Source organism: Dyadobacter bucti (genome assembly GCF_005869225.1).
Lineage (GTDB): Bacteria > Bacteroidota > Bacteroidia > Cytophagales > Spirosomataceae > Dyadobacter > Dyadobacter bucti.
Window position 1 is genome coordinate 76,415 of record NZ_SWFP01000011.1, and the last position, 19,153, is coordinate 95,567.

19 protein-coding genes are annotated in these 19,153 nt (G+C 46.1%); 11 read left to right on the forward strand and 8 right to left on the reverse strand.

Annotated features, from left to right (window positions below; translation table 11 throughout):
• Positions 1–114 precede the first annotated feature (114 nt).
• The 3 genes from FBF61_RS29065 to lepA form a co-directional block, all read right to left on the reverse strand.
• A complete protein-coding gene (locus tag FBF61_RS29065; RefSeq protein WP_138484130.1) occupies positions 115–756 on the reverse strand; it encodes a hypothetical protein in 642 nt (213 codons plus the stop codon).
• A 25-nt stretch (positions 757–781) separates the two neighbouring features.
• On the reverse strand, positions 782–2,488 hold the full coding sequence (locus FBF61_RS29070; protein ID WP_138484132.1) for a pyruvate dehydrogenase complex dihydrolipoamide acetyltransferase: 1,707 nt from the start codon (positions 2,486–2,488) through the stop codon (positions 782–784).
• A gap of 282 nt (positions 2,489–2,770) precedes the next feature.
• Positions 2,771–4,558 carry a translation elongation factor 4 gene (lepA, locus tag FBF61_RS29075; protein ID WP_138484134.1) on the reverse strand — a complete coding sequence of 596 codons (1,788 nt, stop codon included), beginning with the start codon at positions 4,556–4,558 and terminating at the stop codon, positions 2,771–2,773.
• 250 nt (positions 4,559–4,808) lie between these two features.
• Here lepA and FBF61_RS29080 point away from each other — a divergent pair, with 250 nt between their 5' ends.
• From FBF61_RS29080 to FBF61_RS29110, 7 genes are read left to right on the forward strand one after another with little or no spacing between them, the layout of a single operon-like run.
• A complete protein-coding gene (locus FBF61_RS29080; protein ID WP_138484136.1) occupies positions 4,809–5,417 on the forward strand; it encodes a TetR/AcrR family transcriptional regulator in 609 nt (202 codons plus the stop codon).
• Positions 5,418–5,471: 54 nt separating this feature from the next.
• Positions 5,472–6,758 (forward strand): TolC family protein, encoded by a 1,287-nt coding sequence (locus tag FBF61_RS29085; protein WP_138484138.1) that lies wholly within the window; start codon positions 5,472–5,474, stop codon positions 6,756–6,758.
• A gap of 27 nt (positions 6,759–6,785) precedes the next feature.
• Positions 6,786–7,718, forward strand: coding sequence for an HlyD family secretion protein (locus FBF61_RS29090; RefSeq protein ID WP_138484140.1), 933 nt, complete (start codon positions 6,786–6,788; stop codon positions 7,716–7,718).
• Between the two features lie 2 nt (positions 7,719–7,720).
• Positions 7,721–8,626 (forward strand): ABC transporter ATP-binding protein, encoded by a 906-nt coding sequence (locus tag FBF61_RS29095; RefSeq protein WP_138484142.1) that lies wholly within the window; start codon positions 7,721–7,723, stop codon positions 8,624–8,626.
• Positions 8,627–8,649: 23 nt separating this feature from the next.
• Entirely contained in the window at positions 8,650–9,396 is a 747-nt protein-coding gene (locus FBF61_RS29100; protein ID WP_138484144.1) for an ABC transporter ATP-binding protein, read from the forward strand.
• Positions 9,397–9,407: 11 nt separating this feature from the next.
• Positions 9,408–10,514 (forward strand): ABC transporter permease, encoded by a 1,107-nt coding sequence (locus FBF61_RS29105; RefSeq protein ID WP_138484146.1) that lies wholly within the window; start codon positions 9,408–9,410, stop codon positions 10,512–10,514.
• Positions 10,511–11,629, forward strand: coding sequence for an ABC transporter permease (locus tag FBF61_RS29110; RefSeq protein WP_138484148.1), 1,119 nt, complete (start codon positions 10,511–10,513; stop codon positions 11,627–11,629). Before FBF61_RS29105 ends, FBF61_RS29110 begins: the two co-directional genes overlap by 4 nt.
• Positions 11,630–11,693: 64 nt before the next feature.
• Here the strand turns inward: FBF61_RS29110 and FBF61_RS29115 are convergent, their stop codons facing one another.
• The 3 genes from FBF61_RS29115 to fucP are packed head-to-tail and all read right to left on the reverse strand — an operon-like array spanning position 11,694 to position 14,803.
• Positions 11,694–12,710 carry a zinc-binding alcohol dehydrogenase family protein gene (locus FBF61_RS29115; RefSeq protein WP_138484150.1) on the reverse strand — a complete coding sequence of 339 codons (1,017 nt, stop codon included), beginning with the start codon at positions 12,708–12,710 and terminating at the stop codon, positions 11,694–11,696.
• Positions 12,711–12,715: 5 nt separating this feature from the next.
• Positions 12,716–13,504 (reverse strand): SDR family oxidoreductase, encoded by a 789-nt coding sequence (locus FBF61_RS29120; protein WP_138484152.1) that lies wholly within the window; start codon positions 13,502–13,504, stop codon positions 12,716–12,718.
• 45 nt (positions 13,505–13,549) lie between these two features.
• Complete coding sequence (fucP, locus tag FBF61_RS29125; protein ID WP_138484154.1) at positions 13,550–14,803, reverse strand: L-fucose:H+ symporter permease; 1,254 nt, start codon at positions 14,801–14,803, stop codon at positions 13,550–13,552.
• Between the two features lie 161 nt (positions 14,804–14,964).
• Here fucP and FBF61_RS29130 point away from each other — a divergent pair, with 161 nt between their 5' ends.
• From FBF61_RS29130 to FBF61_RS34760, 4 genes are all read left to right on the forward strand, one after another.
• Positions 14,965–15,852 carry an AraC family transcriptional regulator gene (locus FBF61_RS29130; protein WP_138484157.1) on the forward strand — a complete coding sequence of 296 codons (888 nt, stop codon included), beginning with the start codon at positions 14,965–14,967 and terminating at the stop codon, positions 15,850–15,852.
• Between the two features lie 84 nt (positions 15,853–15,936).
• Positions 15,937–16,362, forward strand: a complete 426-nt coding sequence (locus tag FBF61_RS29135; RefSeq protein WP_138484159.1) for a helix-turn-helix domain-containing protein — start codon at positions 15,937–15,939, stop codon at positions 16,360–16,362.
• A gap of 44 nt (positions 16,363–16,406) precedes the next feature.
• Positions 16,407–16,985, forward strand: a complete 579-nt coding sequence (locus FBF61_RS29140; protein WP_138484161.1) for an ATPase — start codon at positions 16,407–16,409, stop codon at positions 16,983–16,985.
• Positions 16,978–17,136 carry a hypothetical protein gene (locus FBF61_RS34760; RefSeq protein ID WP_166444637.1) on the forward strand — a complete coding sequence of 53 codons (159 nt, stop codon included), beginning with the start codon at positions 16,978–16,980 and terminating at the stop codon, positions 17,134–17,136. Before FBF61_RS29140 ends, FBF61_RS34760 begins: the two co-directional genes overlap by 8 nt.
• Before the next feature lie 26 nt (positions 17,137–17,162).
• Here FBF61_RS34760 and FBF61_RS29145 read toward each other — a convergent pair whose 3' ends face one another.
• Together FBF61_RS29145 and FBF61_RS29150 are read right to left on the reverse strand one after the other, a co-directional pair.
• On the reverse strand, positions 17,163–17,912 hold the full coding sequence (locus FBF61_RS29145; RefSeq protein WP_138484164.1) for a LytR/AlgR family response regulator transcription factor: 750 nt from the start codon (positions 17,910–17,912) through the stop codon (positions 17,163–17,165).
• Positions 17,913–18,018: 106 nt separating this feature from the next.
• Positions 18,019–19,047, reverse strand: coding sequence for a cytochrome d ubiquinol oxidase subunit II (locus FBF61_RS29150; RefSeq protein WP_138484166.1), 1,029 nt, complete (start codon positions 19,045–19,047; stop codon positions 18,019–18,021).
• Between the last annotated feature and the right edge of the window lie 106 nt (positions 19,048–19,153).

The window sequence follows — 19,153 nt, forward strand, 5'->3', positions numbered from 1 at the left end:
AGATAATGTCCCGCAAGCATGTTTACTTGCTTATGCCCAAAGGCTACAAAACAAAAGTGCCAGGCATGGAAACCTGACACTTTGTACAGTATTTATAAAAACGATAGCTGTAACCTATTTTTTCAAAAGGATCGATAGCATTGTCTTTTGCATTTCCTTCATTTCGTCGAAGGCAGTTTCCATTTTGTCGAAACGATTGTCCATTTGGTTCAGTCTGCCATCCGTTTTGTCAAACTGGCCATCCATTTTGTCAAACTGGCCATTCATTTTGTCAAACCGGGCATCCATTTGATCAAACCGGGCATCCATTCCATCCAGCCTGGTATCAATGTCATCCAGCTTGATATCAATGTGATCGACCTTACTTTCAATCTTGTCCAGTCTCAGCTCAATTTTGTCAACCCTGGTTTCGATTTTATCGATTTTGTCTTCGATTTTGTCGATCTTATCTTCGATTTTGTCAAGCCTGTACTCGATTTTTTCAATTCTGTACTCGATTTTATCAAGTCTGCCTTCAACCTTATCAAGCCTTTTCTCAACACGGTCGAGGCGAGTTTCGAACTGGGTCATCTTATTGGAAAGCAGTAGTTGACTTTGCAGCAGGAAATCAATGTTTTCCGTTTGCTTTTCGACAATTTTCATTGTCCTGACTACAATATCCGTAAGTTGATCAACTTTCTGTTCTATTTTATCCTGCCTTAACAAAAGCTCGGCAAGAACCGGCTCGATCTGGTCCAATCTCTTATCTGGGGTCATATAGTGTGTTAATCTCATATTGATTTTAAACTAGCATGCTCATTGGTTCTTCCAAAAGCTTTTTAACAGTTTGCAGGAAAGATGCTCCTAATGCACCATCAACTACGCGGTGATCAGCAGAGAGCGTCACTTTCATGATGTTGGTCGGATAAACAGTTCCGTCTTCCTTGAATGCAGCCACTTTCTTAATGGTACCGATAGCCAGGATACAAGAATCGGGTGGGTTAATGATAGCTGTAAATTCATCTACCCCGAACATTCCCAGGTTGGAGATCGAGAAAGTATTGCCTTCCCAGTCCTTTGGCTGCAGTTTTTTATCTTTTGCTTTTCCGGCAAAGTCTTTAACCTCAGCCGAAATCGTAGACAAAGTTTTCTTGTCAGCGTCACGAACCACTGGAACGAGCAAACCTTCGTCCACGGCTACCGCAACACCTATATTCACGTAATTATATCTTCTGATTTTATCTCCCAACCATGCAGAATTTACGGCAGGATGCTGTTTCAAAGCAACGGCGCAGGCTTTGATCACCATGTCATTGAAAGAGATCTTCGCTGGGCTTACCTCGTTCAGTTGCGGGCGCAAAGCCATTGCTTTGTCCATCACGATTTCCATGGTTACATAGAAATGCGGCGCCGTAAATAAGCTGTCGCTCAATCTCCTGGCGATTGTCTTACGCATTTGAGAAACAGGGGTATCCACAAAATCTCCTGTTGCCGGTGCGCTTGTTGCCGGTTCTGCTTTTGGAGCGTGGCTTGGAGCAGGTGCTGTCGCCTGAGGTGCCGCTTCTGTTTTGGCAGCCGGCTTGAACTCATCAACATCTCGTTTCACGATCCGGCCATTGTCTCCGCTGCCCTCTATCTGGCTGAGGTTGATACCTTTTTCATCGGCTAGGCGTTTGGCCAGAGGCGATGCTTTTACACGGTCACCGGCATCAGCTACTGAAACCGCTTTTTCCGAGCCATTCTGGCTGGAAGCTGCTGCTTTTTCTGATTTCCCTTCATCCGCTGCATCTATATTTTCTACTTCGTCACCTGCTTCTCCGTTTTCACGTGCAAGCAAAGCTTCTACATTGGCTCCTTCCTCACCGATCACGGCAATGATACCATCTACCGGTACGGCCTCACCATCTTTAATACCTATATACAAAAGTGTACCGTCCTCGTACGCTTCCAGTTCCATCGTAGCTTTGTCGGTTTCGACGTCGGCCAGTATATCACCGGATTTTATTTTGTCACCTACTTTTTTCTGCCACGAAACCAAAGTCCCTTCTTCCATAGTATCGCTCATTTTCGGCATACGAACGACCACCGCATTAATTTTCTCGGTCGATTTGGCAGCTTTCTTTGCAGGCTCAGGTGTAGCAGTTTCCACCGCCGGGGCACTGTCCACTGCGGCGGAAGCTTTCGGTTCTTCTTTTGCCGGTTCTTCGCTGGCTGCGGATTTGGCGGCTCCGTTGCCGCCTCCATCTTCCAGAAGTGATTTATAATCTTCTCCTTCGGCCCCAACCACAGCCATAATGCCATCTATCGGAACTGCATCGCCTTTATTGACACCAATGTAAAGAAGTGTACCGTCATAATAAGATTCCAGGTCCATTGTTGCCTTATCGGTTTCGACCTCAGCAATAATTTCACCGGACTTGATTTTATCACCTACTTTTTTGTGCCATTCTGCGATAACACCTTCTTCCATGGTGTCGCTCATCTTGGGCATACGAACTACTTCAGCCATATCGCTTGTTAAGGTATTTTAGTTTCTTAGTCTAAACTCAGATTTTAGTCAAAATTACAATAAAAGGTGAATAGGTAGGGTCTTTCACTCCATAAAATTGACCAAAACGGCCTCCCGGGCGGTCGGGGGTAAATTTTCTGGTATACTTTGTATTGATTATCAAATATATACCTTTTTCGCGCAGGAGCTATTGCGGAAGCTGTCGAAGTGCAGGAAAAGAAAAAGGCAGGCTACTGCAATCTCTTAGAGGATTGTAGTAGCCTGCCTTTTGTAATATGCGGCTTAATTGATCTTTAGGACAGCCATGAATGCTTCCTGCGGTATTTCTACATTACCTACCTGGCGCATCCGTTTCTTGCCTTTTTTCTGTTTTTCGAGCAGTTTACGTTTACGGGAAATATCACCACCGTAACATTTCGCAATCACGTCTTTACGCATCGCTTTTACAGTTTCACGGGCAATAATCTTCTGTCCGATTGCAGCCTGGATCGCAATTTCAAACATTTGTCTCGGGATCAGCTCGCGCAATTTTTCACAAAGCTTCTTGCCCCATTCATAGGATTTGGATCTGTGAACGATTGCAGAAAGCGCATCCACAGGTTCTCCATTGAGCATCACATCCAGCTTCACCATATCCGATTCCTGATAACCCGCCAGTTCGTAATCCAGGGAAGCATATCCCCTTGAAATCGTTTTAAGCTTATCAAAAAAGTCGAAAACAACTTCCGCCAGCGGGATCAGGAATTGCAGTTCCACGCGTTCGGCGGTCAGGTATACCTGGTTTTTCAGGATACCGCGTTTATCCATACACAAATTCAGGATCGGGCCGATGTAATCCGCTTTTGTAATGATCTGAGCGTTGATGAAAGGCTCTTCGATCGACTTGATATAGTTTGGATCAGGCATTTCCGAAGGTGCACTGATATTGATCAGCTGATTTTTTGTATTGGTGATCCGGAACTGCACCGAAGGTACGGTCGTGATCACGGTCATATCAAACTCACGTTCCAGCCTTTCCTGCACAATCTCCATGTGGAGCATCCCGAGGAAGCCGCAGCGGAACCCAAAACCGAGCGCAGCCGAAGTTTCCGGCTCCCAAACCAGTGCTGCATCGTTCAACTGAAGCTTTTCCATAGCTTCACGCAGCTCTTCGAATTCACTGGTATCAACCGGGTAAATCCCTGCAAAAACCATTGGTTTTACCTCTGAAAACCCTACAATAGCTTCGCTGGCAGGCCTGTGGAGGTGGGTAACTGTATCACCTACTTTTACTTCTTTAGCTACTTTAATACCCGAGATCAGATAACCTACGTCGCCGCATTCCACCACTTCTTTCGGGATCTGGGCGAGGCCCAGCGTGCCGATCTCGTCCGCGTTATATTCCTTGCCGGTGGCCATGAATTTTACGCGGTCACCTTTTTTGATACTGCCGTTTTTAACCCGGAAAATTACTTCGATACCTCTGTAAGAATTGAAAACAGAATCGAATATCAATGCCTGCAAAGGCCCGTTCGGGTCGCCTACAGGTGCGGGGATACGTTCGATAATCGCACTTAATATGGCCTCAATACCTATTCCTTCTTTTCCGCTGGCGGGGATAATATCTTCACGTTTGCAGTCCAGAAGATCCACCATTTCGTCTTTGATCTCTTCGGGCATCGCACCTGGCAGGTCTATCTTATTCAAAACGGGAATAATCACCAGGTCGTGGTTGATAGCCAAATACAAGTTAGAAATAGTCTGGGCTTCGGTTCCCTGGGAGGCGTCTACCAATAAGAGTGCACCTTCGCAGGCCGCGATTGAGCGGGAAACTTCATAAGAAAAATCGACGTGTCCCGGAGTATCTATCAGGTTGAGAATGTACTCTTCACCTTTATAGATATAGTTCATCTGGATCGCGTGGCTTTTGATCGTGATGCCACGTTCTCTTTCCAGATCCATATTGTCCAAAAGTTGGGCCTGCATCTCCCTGTGCGTCACTGTTTTGGTGAATTCCAGCAGACGGTCGGCGAGTGTGCTTTTCCCATGATCAATGTGGGCAATGATACAAAAATTACGAATTTTATTCATGAAGCAGTTACAATTCAGACGCTTTGATTTTAAACAGTTGGGGCCAAAGCAAATACAAAATTAAGAGGGTAATTAATATTTCAACAGCTTTTCTTTTTGGAACCGCAAACTAAAAGGAAATAGTGGCGTGTAACAGAGCTAACGAGACACAGGCAGTTTTTTACACAAATTATTTAATCATTTGATTAAATAATTTGTGTAACTCAAAAATCGCACTTAGCTTTGTCATATTAAAAAGAATTTGAAAGGAATGGCGAAGATCGAGAAGGGGGAATTAGACCTGACAACGGAGCAGAAGATCAAGGAAGCTGCGGTTATTGTTTTTACAAAAAAAGGGTATGGGAATGCCCGTACACGTGATATCGCCGAAGAGGCTGGGATCAATCTTGCTCTGCTGAATTACTATTTCCGCAGCAAGGAAAAGCTTTTTGCGATCGTGATGATGGAACGGATACAAAAAATGTTCGGCGTGCTGTTTCCTGTATTGAACGACGGCTCGACGACTTTGGACGAGAAATTGGCAACGATCGCTGAAAATTACATTAACATGCTGACAGAACATCCGGAACTGCCGATTTTTGTGCTGAGCGAAATCCGTAACAATCCGGAGCAGTTTTCTCACAAACTGCAGGTGAAGGCAATCCTTACCCAGTCGGTTTTCATTAAACAGCTCCGGGAAAGAAAACCTGATATTAACCCGCTGCATTTTCTGATGAACCTCCTGGGAATGACCGTTTTCCCCTTTATCGGAAAACCTGTTTTACAAGCGGCTATCGGGAATGACAGTGATTTTAATAATCTGATGGAAGAAAGAAAGAGACTGATCCCGAAATGGATTGTCGGCATGCTAGACGAATAGCGATTTTTTTTACACGTTAATTAATCAAATGATTAAACTAAACGACTAAATGTAATGATTAAATTACCTGACATACGGCCGCTGGGGCTCTGTTTCTGGCTATGCATCATACAAGTTGAAGCCCAGCCGAAAACACTCAGCATCGAAGAATCGTACCAGCTCGCGCGGAAAAATTATCCGGTGATCCGGCAGCGCGAACTGATCAGCAAAGCGAAGGATTATTCTATTCAAAACGCTGAAAAAGGCTATTTGCCGCAGATCAGCGTTTTGGGACAGGCTACTTACCAGTCGGCTGTAACCGAATTCAGATTGCCGGTTTCCCTGCCCGGCGTGGAATTCCCAACGATCAGCAAAGACCAGTATAAAGTCTACGCAGAGGTCAACCAGAGCATTTACGACGGGGGGGCAATCCGGACGCAAAAGCAGGTGCACGAAATGAATGCCGTGGTAGAAGATGAAAAGCTGGAAGTCGAACTTTACAAGCTGAACGAACGCCTTAACCAGATTTTTTTCGGGATACTGATGCTCGACGAGCAGATCAAACAAAATGCACTTTTGAAAAAGGATATCGAGCTCGGTATCAGCAAAGTTCATGCTCTGATCAGCAATGGTACCGCGTTCAAAAGCAACGGCTATACATTGCAGGCGGAGCTGTTGAAAACCGAGCAGCGCACTAACGAACTGGAGTCAAACCGGCGCGCATATCTGGATATGCTAGGCCTTTTTATCAATGAAAACCTCGACGACGCCACCGTGATTGTCAAACCTGCCGCATCAGCTGTGCCGGCCCAGATCAACCGTCCGGAATTGCGATTATACGATTATCAGACTCAGAGTCTGGATATACAAAACAGGCTGCTCAATGTTCGCAATAAGCCCAAACTGAACTTCTTTTTCCAGGGAGGGGCGGGAAGGCCTGCGCTGAATATTCTCAACAATGGTTTTGATCCCTACTATATAACCGGTATCCGCCTTAACTGGGCTTTATCAGGCTTGTATACATTGAAAAATGACCGAGCATTGATCGCCAATAACAGGCAAAGTATTCAGGTTCAGCGGGAAACATTTTTATACAACACCAATCTGATTTTAAAACAGCAAAATACGGATGTTACCAGACTGCAAAAATTGCTGGCTACCGATGATGATATCATTGCATTGCGCGACAATATCAAAACTACCGCAGCTGCCCAGCTGGAAAACGGGGTGATCAATACGAATGATTACCTGAGGGAGGTAAACGCCGGAGACCAGGCCAGGCTTAGCAAGATCGTGCATGAAATCCAGCTCCTGACTTCCCAGTATAACCTGCAGACGACGCTGGGAAGGTCTTTGGAATAACAACAATTAGATGAAAAATAAAACAAAATGAAATCAAACCTATTTTTGATCATAATGGCCATTTCTGTGGCGGCTTGTAAAAACAAGGACAACGTATATGATGCATCGGGTACTTTTGAAGCGGTGGAAACCATTGTTTCGGCCGAGGCAACCGGCCGCATCGTGGCACTTAACATTGAAGAAGGCCAGCTCCTCAAAGTCGGCCAGAATGTGGGGTACATCGATAGTGTGCAGCTGTACCTGAAAAAGAAACAGTTGGAAGCGCAGATCAGAGCGACGGGCAGCAGGCTACCTGATATTGTGGCGCAAACGAATGTTTACAAGCAGCAGCAGGCGGTAACGCAGGTGCGGCTCGACAATCTGTTGTACGAACAAAAACGCATCCAGAACCTCCTAAAAGCAGACGCCGCCACGCCCAAACAATTGGATGATATCACCGCGCAGATCAAAGAACTGCAGAAACAACTCGATGTAATCCGCAAGCAGGATGCAGCCCAGGCTTCGGTACTGAAAACGCAGACTTCCGGGCTAAGAGCCGACGTGTTGCCCCTATATGTTCAGATCGAACAGATCAATGATCAGCTGGCGAAATCTAAAATTGTGAACGAGGTAAACGGGACGGTACTTTCCAAATATGCGGAAACCAACGAAATGGCGGTTTCCGGCAAGCCGCTTTACAAAGTGGCTGATCTTTCAACGATCATATTGAGAGCTTATGTGACGGGAGGTCAGCTCGCAAAAATCAAGCTGAACCAGAACGTAAAAGTACTTGTGGATGATGCAGATGACAAATACCGCGAGCTTGGCGGTGAAATAGAATGGATCAGCAGCAAGGCGGAATTTACGCCCAAAACCATTCAAACAAAAGACGAACGCGCCAATCTGGTGTATGCACTCAAAATCAGGGTAAAGAATGACGGGTTCCTGAAAATCGGTATGTACGGCGAAGTGGTTTTGTAACGATGGAGGCGATCAGGGTTAACCATATTACCAAAACCTACAACGAGGGAAAGGTGAAGGCTGTGGACGATGTATCGTTTTCGGTCGGGAAGGGAGAGTTGTTTGGGCTGATAGGGCCGGACGGCGCAGGGAAAACCAGCATTTTCAGAATGCTTACTACCTTGCTTTTGCCGGATAAAGGAACTGCCACCGTAGATGGATTTGATGTAGTAAAGGATTTTAGGCAAATCCGGAATTCTGTCGGTTATATGCCGGGTAAATTCTCTTTGTACCAGGACCTTACCATTGAAGAAAACCTGAATTTTTTCGCGACGGTTTTTGATACAACCGTGGAACAGAATTATCACCTGATCAAAGACATTTACGTTCAGATAGAGCCATTTAAAAAACGGCGGGCGGGTAAATTGTCGGGCGGCATGAAACAGAAGTTAGCGCTTTGCTGCGCACTGATACACAAGCCGACTACACTTTTTCTGGACGAACCTACTACGGGTGTCGATCCGGTATCGCGGAAGGAATTCTGGGAAATGCTGCGGCGGCTCAAAGAACAGGGCATCACGATCATGGTGTCCACGCCCTACATGGACGAGGCTTCGCTCTGCGACCGGATCGCGCTGATCCAGGGAGGGAAAATACTGTCTGTGGACACGCCTGATAACATCGTAAACACTTACCCAGACCGGTTGTACGCTATAAAAGCCAATGAAATGTACCTGCTGCTGAAAACGCTGGAATCGTATCCCGACACCAGCAATAGTTACGCTTTTGGCGAATATGCGCATGCGACTTTTAAAAATAACGACGTGTCTGAGCTGGATAATTACCTGAGTTCGAAAGGTCTTTCAGGCATCGAAATCAAAGACATTGAGGCCACTATCGAGGATTCTTTTATCCGGTTGTTACATTAAAAAAACGGCATTGCCGGTTGAATATGGCAGAAATTGAAAAGGTGATCGTCTGCGAAAAGCTTACCAAGCGTTTCGGCGATTTTATAGCGACCAACGAGATTTCTTTTGAGGTAAAAAAAGGCGAAATATTCGGGTTTCTTGGCGCGAACGGCGCGGGCAAAACCACGGCTATGCGCATGCTTTGCGGATTGTCGGCCCCGTCTTCGGGTTCGGCCGCGATAGCGGGCTATGATATTTACAAAGAGCCCGAGCAGATCAAAAGGAACGTCGGCTACATGAGCCAGAAATTTTCGCTTTACGAAGACCTGACCGTAATGGAAAATATCCGGTTTTTCGGGGGAATATACGGCCTTACCAATCAGCAGATCGACAGCAAAACGAAAGAATTGATCACCACATTGGGACTGGAAAATGAAACAAAAAAGCTTGTCGGATCGCTTCCGCTGGGCTGGAAACAAAAACTGTCGTTTTCGGTGGCCGTTTTACACGAACCGAAAATCGTTTTTCTGGACGAACCTACTGGCGGCGTGGACCCGGTAACCCGGCGGCAGTTCTGGAACCTGATCTATGCCGCCGCCGACCGTGGCATCACCGTTTTTGTGACCACGCATTATATGGACGAGGCCGAATATTGCAACCGTATATCCATCATGGTGGACGGAAAAATAGAAGTGCTGGACACGCCGGGTAATCTGAAAAAGCAATTCAATGCTGAGTCGATGGACGAGGTATTTTACCAGCTGGCAAGAAGCGCGAAAAGAGGCGACTAACCGAAAGCAACATGAAGCAGTTTATAGCATTTGTAAGAAAGGAATTTTACCATGTCCTGCGCGACAAAAGGACTTTACTGATCCTTTTCGGGATGCCCATCGCGCAGATCCTGATATTCGGTTTTGCGCTATCCAATGAGGTGAAGGATTCGCAGATACTGGTGGTGGACTATGCAAGGGACGATGCCTCAAGACATATTATCGACAGGGTAGAAGCGAGCCGGTATTTTGAGGTATGCAAGGAGGCGATGAGCCATAAAGATATCCTGTCTACTTTTCAGGAAGGCAAAATTAAGGCGGTACTGGTATTTCCGGCTGACTTCAATAATGATCTTTTGCATAATAATAAAGCGAAAGTTCAGGTCATCACCGATGCTACCGACATCAATACCGCCAATATGATCACCAATTACCTCACGGCGATCATCACGGATTATCAAAACGACGTGAACGAAAACCTTTCCATTCCCTACCAGATCATCCCGGAAACGCGGATGCTTTACAATCCGCAGCTCAAAGGCGCGCATGGTTTTGTGCCTGGCGTAATGGCGCTGGTACTGATGCTGGTGTCGGTAATGATGACGGCGATCTCCATTGTGAAAGAAAAGGAAACGGGTACCATGGAAATTCTGCTGGTTTCGCCATTCAAGCCGATACTGGTGATATTTGCGAAGGCATTTCCCTATCTGATATTGTCGCTGATCAATGTGTCTGCGATCCTGTTTCTGAGCGTTTTTGCCCTGGAACTGCCGGTGAAAGGCAGCCTCGTCTTACTGTTTGCGGAGAGTACTTTGTTTATTATCACCTGTTTGTCGCTGGGAATATTTATCTCGATCAAAACAAATTCCCAGCAGATCGCGATGCTGATTTCATTGATGGGAATGCTTCTGCCGACCATGATGTTCAGCGGGTTTTTGTTCCCGATCGAAAACATGCCGTATCCTTTGCAGGTCGTTTCCAATATCATTCCTTCAAAATGGTTTTACATCATTGTCAAATCCATTATGATCAAAGGACTGGGGATTGCTGCGTTGTGGAAAGAGACGGTCATACTCATTGGAATGACTATGTTCCTGTTGATCATCAGTTTAAAAAGCTTCAAAATACGTCTGGAATGAGAACTCTCAGATTTTTACTACAAAAAGAATTCCGGCAGATTTTCCGGAACCGGGCGATTGTGACCCTGATATTCGTGATGCCTGTGATGCAGTTTTTAGTGATGCCGCTGGCCGCCGACTATGAGGTGAGAAACATCAATCTCGCCGTGGTGGACAATGATCATTCTCCTTATTCCCAAAAACTGATATCCAAAGTAATAGCTTCTGGTTACTTCAAATTGACAGGCTACAATGATTCTTACAAAGATGCTTTTAAACTCATTGAAGCCGATAAAGCAGACCTGATCCTTGAAATACCGCATGGTTTTGAGCGGAACCTGATCCGCGAGGATAAACAAAAACTGTTTCTGGCCGTCAATGCGATCAATGGGACAAAAGCCAATCTGGGCGGGGCCTATCTTGGAAGTATTATCGGGGATTTCAACGCGGATATCCGGATGCAGCTGGTGCAACAGCCGAGGTTCAGCCAGTTTCCGGTGATCGAAATTGTTGCTTCCAACTGGTTTAATCCAGTCTTAAATTACAAAGTATTCATCGTGCCAGGTATTCTTGCCATCCTGGTAACAATGATCGGAGGTTTTCTGGCTGCACTTAATATTGTAAAAGAAAAGGAAATCGGTACGATAGAGCAGATCAATGTGACGCCGATCAAAAAACATATTTTTATCCTCGGCAAACTGATCCCGTTCTGGGTGCTAGCCAATATTGTATTCACCATCGGCCTGATACTAGCCCGCCTGATCTATGGCATTGTACCAATTGGCAGTTTGCTGGTACTGTATATTTTCATAGCCATTTACCTCCTTACCGTACTGGGATTCGGGCTGCTGGTGTCAACCTTCTGCGATACGCAGCAGCAGGCTATGTTTATCATGTTCTTTTTCATGATGATATTCATATTGCTGGGCGGATTGTTCACGTCCATCGACAGCATGCCGGATTGGGCAAAGCTGATCACGCGGTTTAATCCGGTCCGTTATATGATAGAAGTGATGCGGATGGTAATACTAAAAGGCAGTGGTTTCCGCGATATCCTGCCGCATCTGGCAGCTGTGTCCGCCATGGCCGTATTTTTAAACGGCTGGGCTGTTTTGAACTACAAAAAAACGAACTAGCAGCTGGCGCCGATTTCCAAATCGGTGCCAATATGTCGCCGATTTCCAATCGGCACAAGCACAACTACTCCAAAGAAACCATAGCCTTAATAACCCCACTAGCCGGATCCAGCCAACTCTCAAACCGATCCTTCACCTCCCCAAAAGCCACCCGATGCGTAATATAAGTTTTCGGGTCGATCAACCCGTTTTTCATACTCTTAATCACATGTTCGAAATCGGCCCTTGTAGCATTGCGGCTGCTCATAAGTGTGGCCTCACGCTTATGAAACTCAGGGTGGCTGAAACTGATATCGCCTTTTTGCAAACCTACCAGCACATACCTGCCACCATGGGCAAGGTAACTGAAGGCAGTATTGATTGCCCGCAGGCTGCCCGTAGCATCAATGATAGCCGTAGGCATATCTCCTCCGGTAATCTCAGCTAATTTTTCGGCCACATTATCGGTCAAGCCATTGACGGTCGCGGATACGTTCAGTTTCTCCCGGCAAAATTCCAGTCTTGAATCGTTGATATCCAGCGCAATCACTTTCCCGCCCGCTATTCTTGCAAATTCCATTACACCCAGACCAATCGGCCCGGCACCAACTACCAGTACGTGTTCACCCGCAATGATATCTGCCCGCCGGATTCCGTGGGCTCCGATGGCCAGCGGCTCCACAAGCGCGAGTTCGTCAAAACTGAGACCGTCGCCGTGAACAAGCGAATAGGAGGGGACCGATATGTATTCGAGCATACCTCCGTCGATATGCACACCGGAAACTTTCAGCGTGGTACAGCAGTTGGGTTTCCCCTGCCTGCACGCGATGCACTTTCCGCAATTGAAATAGGGAATAAAAGTAACCGCTTCCCCGACCGTGAAATCCGGTGCACCATCTGTTTCCACAATTTCACCGGCCAGCTCATGTCCGAGTATTCTGGGGTAATTAAAAAAAGGCTGGGTCCCTTCAAAAGCATGCAGGTCGGTTCCGCAGACACCAACCCGTTTGATTTTGATAATGGTATGGTCTGGCGTCAAAACTGGCTTTTCAGCCTTCCGATATTCAAACTGACCCGGTGTGGTACAAACCAGTGTTTCCATATTGATCACGAATTGGCCAGTGCCCTGTCGAGGTGCACATAACCGCCGTCTACATAAATCAGCTGACCTGTTGTATGGCTGGAACGTTGCGAAAGCAGGAAAACAGTCATATTGGCAATTTCCTCAGCCGTTGTCATGCGGTTTTCGAAAGGGATTTTCTCTACAATGGATTCCAATGTTTCTTTTGGGTTCGGTAAGGTATTGATCCAACGTTCGTAAAGCGGTGTCCAGCATTCTGCCACGATCACCGAGTTAACGCGGATGCCATATTTCAGCAATTCAACCGCCCATTCCCGCGTCAGTGCATTCCTGCCACCATTGGCCGCTGCGTACGCCGACGTTCCGCCTTGTCCGGTATCAGCTGTTTTGGAGCTGATATTGACAATTGCACCCTTCGATTCTTTCAAAGCAGGAAGCGCATAATGTACCATCAGGTAATAATGTACCATGTTTTTGTGGAGCGAATGCATGAAGCGCTCGTAATCGCCGCTTTCAAGCCCGACGCCGTCATTGGCACCTGCATTATTCACCAGGCCGTCGATCCGGCCAAATTCCTTCAAAACAGCATTGACTGCTTTTTCGGATGCTTCGGGCTGGGTAAGCTCTGCTTCGACCTGGAACGATTTGAAACCTTTACCGGCCAGATCATCCACCACTTTCTGGTTATCCACAGCATTCCTGCCCACGATCACAGGTATCGCACCTTCTCCTGCCAAAACCTGTACAATTCCCTCGCCAATGCCTTTTGCGCCGCCGGTAACGATTATTACTTTATTTTGAAGCTGTAAATCCATAATAAACTGAATTGATAATGATTGGTATTAATACGCCAAAGGCGGCTAGTGAGACGCCCCGAGGGTTACATTTTTGATAGAATTATTTTTGATCGCAAAATACAGAACGACCAGAAAACACACTGCCGGGACAATATAAGCCGTCTGAATAGAAGAGACATCCGAAACCTGGCCCATGATGACCGGAAAAACCGCCCCGCCAACGATGGACATAATCACCAGCGACGACCCGATTTTGGTCTTCTCGCCCAATCCTCTGATGCTCAGCGCAAAAATGGTCGGGAACATGATCGACATGAAAAACTGAACGGCCACCAACGCATACACCGACACCATTCCCTGCGTGATCACTGCGATCACAAGTAACGCGACATTGATGACGCTGTAAATAGCCAGCAAACGCGGAGGAGCAATAAAACGCATCAGATAAGTACCTATAAAACGTCCGATCATAAAGCTAAGAAACGCGCCGGACAGCAGGTAAGCTGCGGTTTTTTCGTCGATTCCTGCCACTTTATCGGAAAAACGGATGAAGAAACTGCTGATACAAACCTGTGCGCCTACATAGAAAAACTGGGCTGCAATACCCAGAACCAGGTTTTTCTCAGAAAGTATAGAACCTTTTACTTTTCCAGGCGCATCTTTTTCCTCCTGAATTTCCGGAAGCGGTGTGCGCCAGATCAGCAAAGCAACCAGGAGAACCACAATTCCGATCACAATAAAGGGCATTTGTACAGAAGATGCCTCTGCCGTCAGGTATTCATTCAGCTGGCTGGCCGACATCGATTGTTGTTCCTGCTCCGATAAATTAACGCCGGAAAGGATAAAAGTACCACCCATGAGCGGTGCCAGAAATGCCGCAAGGCCGTTGAAAGACTGAGCAAAATTGAGCCGCTGCGTGGCTGAATCCGCGTCTCCCAAAACAGTGATGTAAGGATTGGCAGCGGTTTCCAGCAAAGTAAGCCCGCTGGCAATGATGAACAATGCTACCAGGAAAAAGCTGAACTGCCTCAGCTCCGCCGCCGGGTAAAAAAGGAAAGTACCGAAGGCAAAAAGCAGCAATCCGAGCGTAATACCGGCTTTGTAACCGTATTTTTTCATGAAAAGACCTGCGGGCAATGCGATCAGGAAGTAGGCGATGTAGGAGGCCGAGTCGATCAGGGCAGATTGAAAATCACTGAGCTGACATGCTTTTTTCAGGTGGGGAATTAGTATCGGGTTCAGGTTTAATGCAAATCCCCAGAGAAAGAACAGAGAGGTAATAAGAATGATAGCCAGCCGCGTCTTACGATCTGTCATAGTGTTTTAGCAGTTAAGGGTTCCGGAAACAGTTCTGGTAAAATTAAACAATGCAAAGGAATTATATTTTATAATGAAGATATGCCGACTATTTATCCAAGTAATGAGATATTTTAACATCTTTTTGAAAATGATCTGATCGATCGTGTATAAATTTCACCATGAAACCCCGTCTATTAAAGGTTCCCACAGCCCCGTCTTACTCTTTCAGTGTACGTCTCGACAAAGTCCCCAATCTCAATAACCGCTGGCATTACCATCCGGAAATCGAGCTCATTCATTTTCACCGGGGCTCAGGCACCCAGTTTGTAGGCGACGATATCAAACGTTTTGCCAAAGACGACATCGTGCTGGTGGGAAGCGGTTTGCCGCATTACTGGCGGGACGATGACGATATGCAGGATCCTGACCGAAGCCAGCCCTATTCAACGGTTATTCACTTTGCGCCTGATTTCTGGGGCAGCCGTTTTCTGGATCTGATGGAAAACAAACCGATCAAACAGGTACTGGAAAAGGCGCAGCGGGGCCTGCTGCTTTCGGGGCAGCTGCGGCAGCAGGTAGCCGGGCTCATGGAAAAGATACTGTATGCCGAAGGTCCCGACCGTATCATTACCCTGCTGGAAATGCTGTGGCTGATCTCCCGGTCCAGTCAATATACGTTACTGTCGTCCATGGGTTATCAGCGGGATCTTTCGGAATCGGACAGCGACAGGATCAATGCGATCTACAATTACACATTAAGCCATTTTCACCGGAAGGTCACCCTGGAAGAAATCGCCGAGATTGCCGGTATGGTACCCAATTCCTTTTGCAGATATTTCAAATCGAGGACAGGGAAAACGTATTCGCAGTTCCTGATGGAAATAAGGGTAGGGTATTCCTGCAAGCTGCTGATGGAACGGGATATCAGTATCAAGCAGCTTTGTTTTGAAAGCGGTTTTATGAATTTCAGCTGCTTTCACAGGCGGTTTAAAGCGGTTACAGGCCAAAGCCCGCAAAGTTACCGCGAGGCTTTTGTTCAGACTTTGCCGAATATGTCGGCCCGGTAAATTACATTCAAGTGCCTGTAAATTATCCCGAGACTTCCCGCCGGATTTATATAAATTGCCTTTTCAACGAAACTACCTTTCCGCATGACACATACTACCTCCAATCCCAGCATCCACGAAGGCCGCAATCTGAAACGCTTCCGCGAACTTCTGGGGATCAAACAAGAATTCCTGGCTTTCGAGCTCGGCAGCGAGTGGAACCAGCAGAAAGTTTCCTTATTGGAACAAAGAGAAAAAATCGATTCCGACATATTGGAACAAGTGTCGGCCATACTTAAAATACCGGCTGAAGCGATCCGAAGCTTTGATGAAGAGAAAGCGATTTATAACATATCCTGCAACTTCGCAGACAACGCTGTAAACAATAACGGTGTGAACATTCAGCACATCAATCCCATCGACAAAATCATTCAACTCCACGAGGAGAAAATTGCTTTGTATGAGCGGATGCTGAAGGAGAAAGATGAGATGATGGGGCGGTTGGAGCGGTTGATTGGGGGAGATAAATAGAAAACTTTAAAGTATACTCTGATACTATACTTGCAACTCATCTCATGGCGGATAAAGACCTTTACATAATCGCAGGCTGCAATGGAGCAGGAAAAACTGCTGCCTCGTTTGCAATATTGCCTGAAATTCTGGAATGTAAAGAATTTGTAAATGCCGATGAAATTGCAAAAGGAGTATCTCCATTTCAGCCGGAAAAGGTTGCGTTAGAGGCGGGGCGTATTATGCTGAACAGGATTAATGAGCTATTAAACAGTGAAAACAGCTTTGCATTCGAAACAACATTGTCGACCAGAAGCTATAGGCAAAAAATAGAGGAAGCAAAGAAAAAAGGATTTACAATAACGTTGATTTTCTTCTGGTTGAAAAATGTCGAGTTGGCAAAAGAACGTGTCAAAATGAGAGTTTCGGAGGGAGGCCACAACATTGAGCCGGATGTAATTGAAAGGAGATATATTAAAGGTATTAAGAACCTATTTGATATTTATTTACCAATTGTTGATTATGCCTTTTTAATTGATAACTCTTTTGAAAAGGAAGAATTGGTAGCAAGGAAGACAGTTAGCTCTGACTTAGAGATTATTCAAAACGACAAATACGATCAAATAAGAAACTATTATGGCTAATATTAAAAAGCAATTGGAATTACAGGAAAAAATCCTTTTCGGGCTCCAAAAAACCCGGGAAACTGTTATTGCGCTAAAAAAACAAAAAGACACTGCGCTTGTTGTGATGAGGGGCGACGAAATCGTGAAGATTAAACCTTGGGAAAAGTAAGAATCTAGTTATTTCTGACCCCCCCCTCACCGAATATTCATAAACCGCTGCACTTCTTCCTTTTTTCTTCTTGATATCTCGATCCGCGAACCGTCGGTCAGGATCACATATTCGCTGTTGTTGGTGATGCGTATAATGTGGTCGGCGTTGACGAGGTGCGATTTGTGGGTGCGGAGAAATCTGAAATCCGCCAGCATGTCTTCGAAATGCTTCAATGTTTTGCTGGCAATGAACGGTTTTCTGCCCACCAGATGTATGGCCGTGTAATTTCTGTTGGCTTCGAGGCGGAGTATTTCGCTCACACCAAAGAAAAATATGCCGTCTGAACAGGCAATAGACAAACGAAATTCATTGGCGGAGTCTTTCCCCAGGTTACTCAGCAGATTATGGAAGAGCAGCCGCCTTTGCCGGATCATGTCTTGTTTGTTGAGATGCCTGCGAATGGACAGAATCAGTTCACCCGGATCAATAGGTTTCATCAGATAATCAAGTGCGCTGAAACGGATAGCCTGAATGGCGTACTGATTGTAGGAGGTAGTGAAAATGATGTCAAACGCAGGATCATCGATCGTTTGCAGGAAATCGAACCCACTTTGACCCGGCATCTCAATGTCAAGAAAAACAATACCGGGGCGATAGTTGAGCAGGATTTTCTGAGCTTCTTCCACGGAAGCCGCCTGCTTAATTTCGATTACCTCGGGAATGTAGTTGTGTATGTAGTGAAAAAGCACATTGCGGGCTTTGGCTTCATCATCGATAATTAAAACCTTTATCATACGAAAACTCCATTAGTGTGTTTGAAGTCTCGTAAAGTATTGAATTTATTACGTGTTAGCCCGATGCACTTTACCAGCGGATTGCCGCAATTATTTAAAGGCGGTTCTAATGATTCTGGATGTCACTATATCCCAGCGGTTTTTTCTGGAAACTGTAAATGAGATAAAAGAGCGCTGGAAGAATGAAAATGCTTCCGGCCAGCAGCGCAACGCCCAGTGCCTGCATCGTTTTTTCCTGTCCGCCATGTTCCAGCAGCGAAAGATAGCCGCCGTCTTTGAGGATGACGATTTTGGGAAAATGGCGGTAAGTTGTCGTAAGCAGGATCATAGTAACCTGAAAACCGGCCAGAGGCCGGAGCAGGCCTATCTTGCCCTGATACAACTGGTACCACATCAGAACAAGGGACAACGTAGCGGACAAAATGGCGATCCGGCCAACCCAGTTCCCGAATACCCATTCTATCAGAGGGATTTTTTCAACATAGGCTGCTATAAACACCAGCGCTCCGCAGATGACGGCGGCAATATTGAAAAATTGGGCTTTGTGTGCAAAACGGAGACGCTCGGTTTCTTCATTGGTCTCTCCGATGAGATATACAGATGCAAGAAAACCGCAAATGGCGACGGTAAACAATCCTACTGAAACAGAAAACCAGTGCAGCCAGCTGAAAATATATGCGGAAAGAAAAGTATCCGCCTGCGGGTCAATATGCCCGGAAACCGCACTTCCGGCGATGATACCCAGAAATAGAGGTGTGATAAAACTGGAATAGGCGAAAATCGGATTGTAGAGATTTTGCATATCGTCCACGACGGCGTCGTAATGCCGGAACGTAAAAGCAGTGCCTCTTGCAATGATCCCTAAAAGCATGATCGTCAGCGGAATATGCAAATTGACGGACATGGTGGAATAAATAACCGGAAAGCCCACAAAAAGAATTACTATGGCGATGATCAGCCACATGTGGTTTGCTTCCCAGATCGGGCCGATGGCGGAATATAGAGTTTTACGGGTAACCTCTTTATTTCTTTTGGAGGTAAAAAGCTCAATGATCCCCGCACCATAATCCGCCCCGCCCAGTAGCAGGTAGAGGAGAATGGAGGTCCAGAGGAAGGTGATGACGATGTAGAGCATTTTTTAATGATTGAATGAGTGAATGAGCCGCCGTGGAACGGGGAATGACTGAATGAGCCGCCGTGGAACGGGGAATGACTGAATGACTGAATGAGGATTTGGAACA

Excerpts from the sequence above, each read along its gene's own strand:
- FBF61_RS29065 (WP_138484130.1), bottom strand. The coding sequence starts at position 756 with ATGACCCCAGATAAGAGATTGGACCAGATCGAGCCGGTTCTTGCCGAG.
- FBF61_RS29070 (WP_138484132.1), bottom strand. The coding sequence starts at position 2,488 with ATGGCTGAAGTAGTTCGTATGCCCAAGATGAGCGACACCATGGAAGAA.
- lepA (WP_138484134.1), bottom strand. The coding sequence starts at position 4,558 with ATGAATAAAATTCGTAATTTTTGTATCATTGCCCACATTGATCATGGG.
- FBF61_RS29080 (WP_138484136.1), top strand. The coding sequence starts at position 4,809 with ATGGCGAAGATCGAGAAGGGGGAATTAGACCTGACAACGGAGCAGAAG.
- FBF61_RS29085 (WP_138484138.1), top strand. The coding sequence starts at position 5,472 with ATGATTAAATTACCTGACATACGGCCGCTGGGGCTCTGTTTCTGGCTA.
- FBF61_RS29090 (WP_138484140.1), top strand. The coding sequence starts at position 6,786 with ATGAAATCAAACCTATTTTTGATCATAATGGCCATTTCTGTGGCGGCT.
- FBF61_RS29095 (WP_138484142.1), top strand. The coding sequence starts at position 7,721 with ATGGAGGCGATCAGGGTTAACCATATTACCAAAACCTACAACGAGGGA.
- FBF61_RS29100 (WP_138484144.1), top strand. The coding sequence starts at position 8,650 with ATGGCAGAAATTGAAAAGGTGATCGTCTGCGAAAAGCTTACCAAGCGT.
- FBF61_RS29105 (WP_138484146.1), top strand. The coding sequence starts at position 9,408 with ATGAAGCAGTTTATAGCATTTGTAAGAAAGGAATTTTACCATGTCCTG.
- FBF61_RS29110 (WP_138484148.1), top strand. The coding sequence starts at position 10,511 with ATGAGAACTCTCAGATTTTTACTACAAAAAGAATTCCGGCAGATTTTC.
- FBF61_RS29115 (WP_138484150.1), bottom strand. The coding sequence starts at position 12,710 with ATGGAAACACTGGTTTGTACCACACCGGGTCAGTTTGAATATCGGAAG.
- FBF61_RS29120 (WP_138484152.1), bottom strand. The coding sequence starts at position 13,504 with ATGGATTTACAGCTTCAAAATAAAGTAATAATCGTTACCGGCGGCGCA.
- fucP (WP_138484154.1), bottom strand. The coding sequence starts at position 14,803 with ATGACAGATCGTAAGACGCGGCTGGCTATCATTCTTATTACCTCTCTG.
- FBF61_RS29130 (WP_138484157.1), top strand. The coding sequence starts at position 14,965 with ATGAAACCCCGTCTATTAAAGGTTCCCACAGCCCCGTCTTACTCTTTC.
- FBF61_RS29135 (WP_138484159.1), top strand. The coding sequence starts at position 15,937 with ATGACACATACTACCTCCAATCCCAGCATCCACGAAGGCCGCAATCTG.
- FBF61_RS29140 (WP_138484161.1), top strand. The coding sequence starts at position 16,407 with ATGGCGGATAAAGACCTTTACATAATCGCAGGCTGCAATGGAGCAGGA.
- FBF61_RS34760 (WP_166444637.1), top strand. The coding sequence starts at position 16,978 with ATGGCTAATATTAAAAAGCAATTGGAATTACAGGAAAAAATCCTTTTC.
- FBF61_RS29145 (WP_138484164.1), bottom strand. The coding sequence starts at position 17,912 with ATGATAAAGGTTTTAATTATCGATGATGAAGCCAAAGCCCGCAATGTG.
- FBF61_RS29150 (WP_138484166.1), bottom strand. The coding sequence starts at position 19,047 with ATGCTCTACATCGTCATCACCTTCCTCTGGACCTCCATTCTCCTCTAC.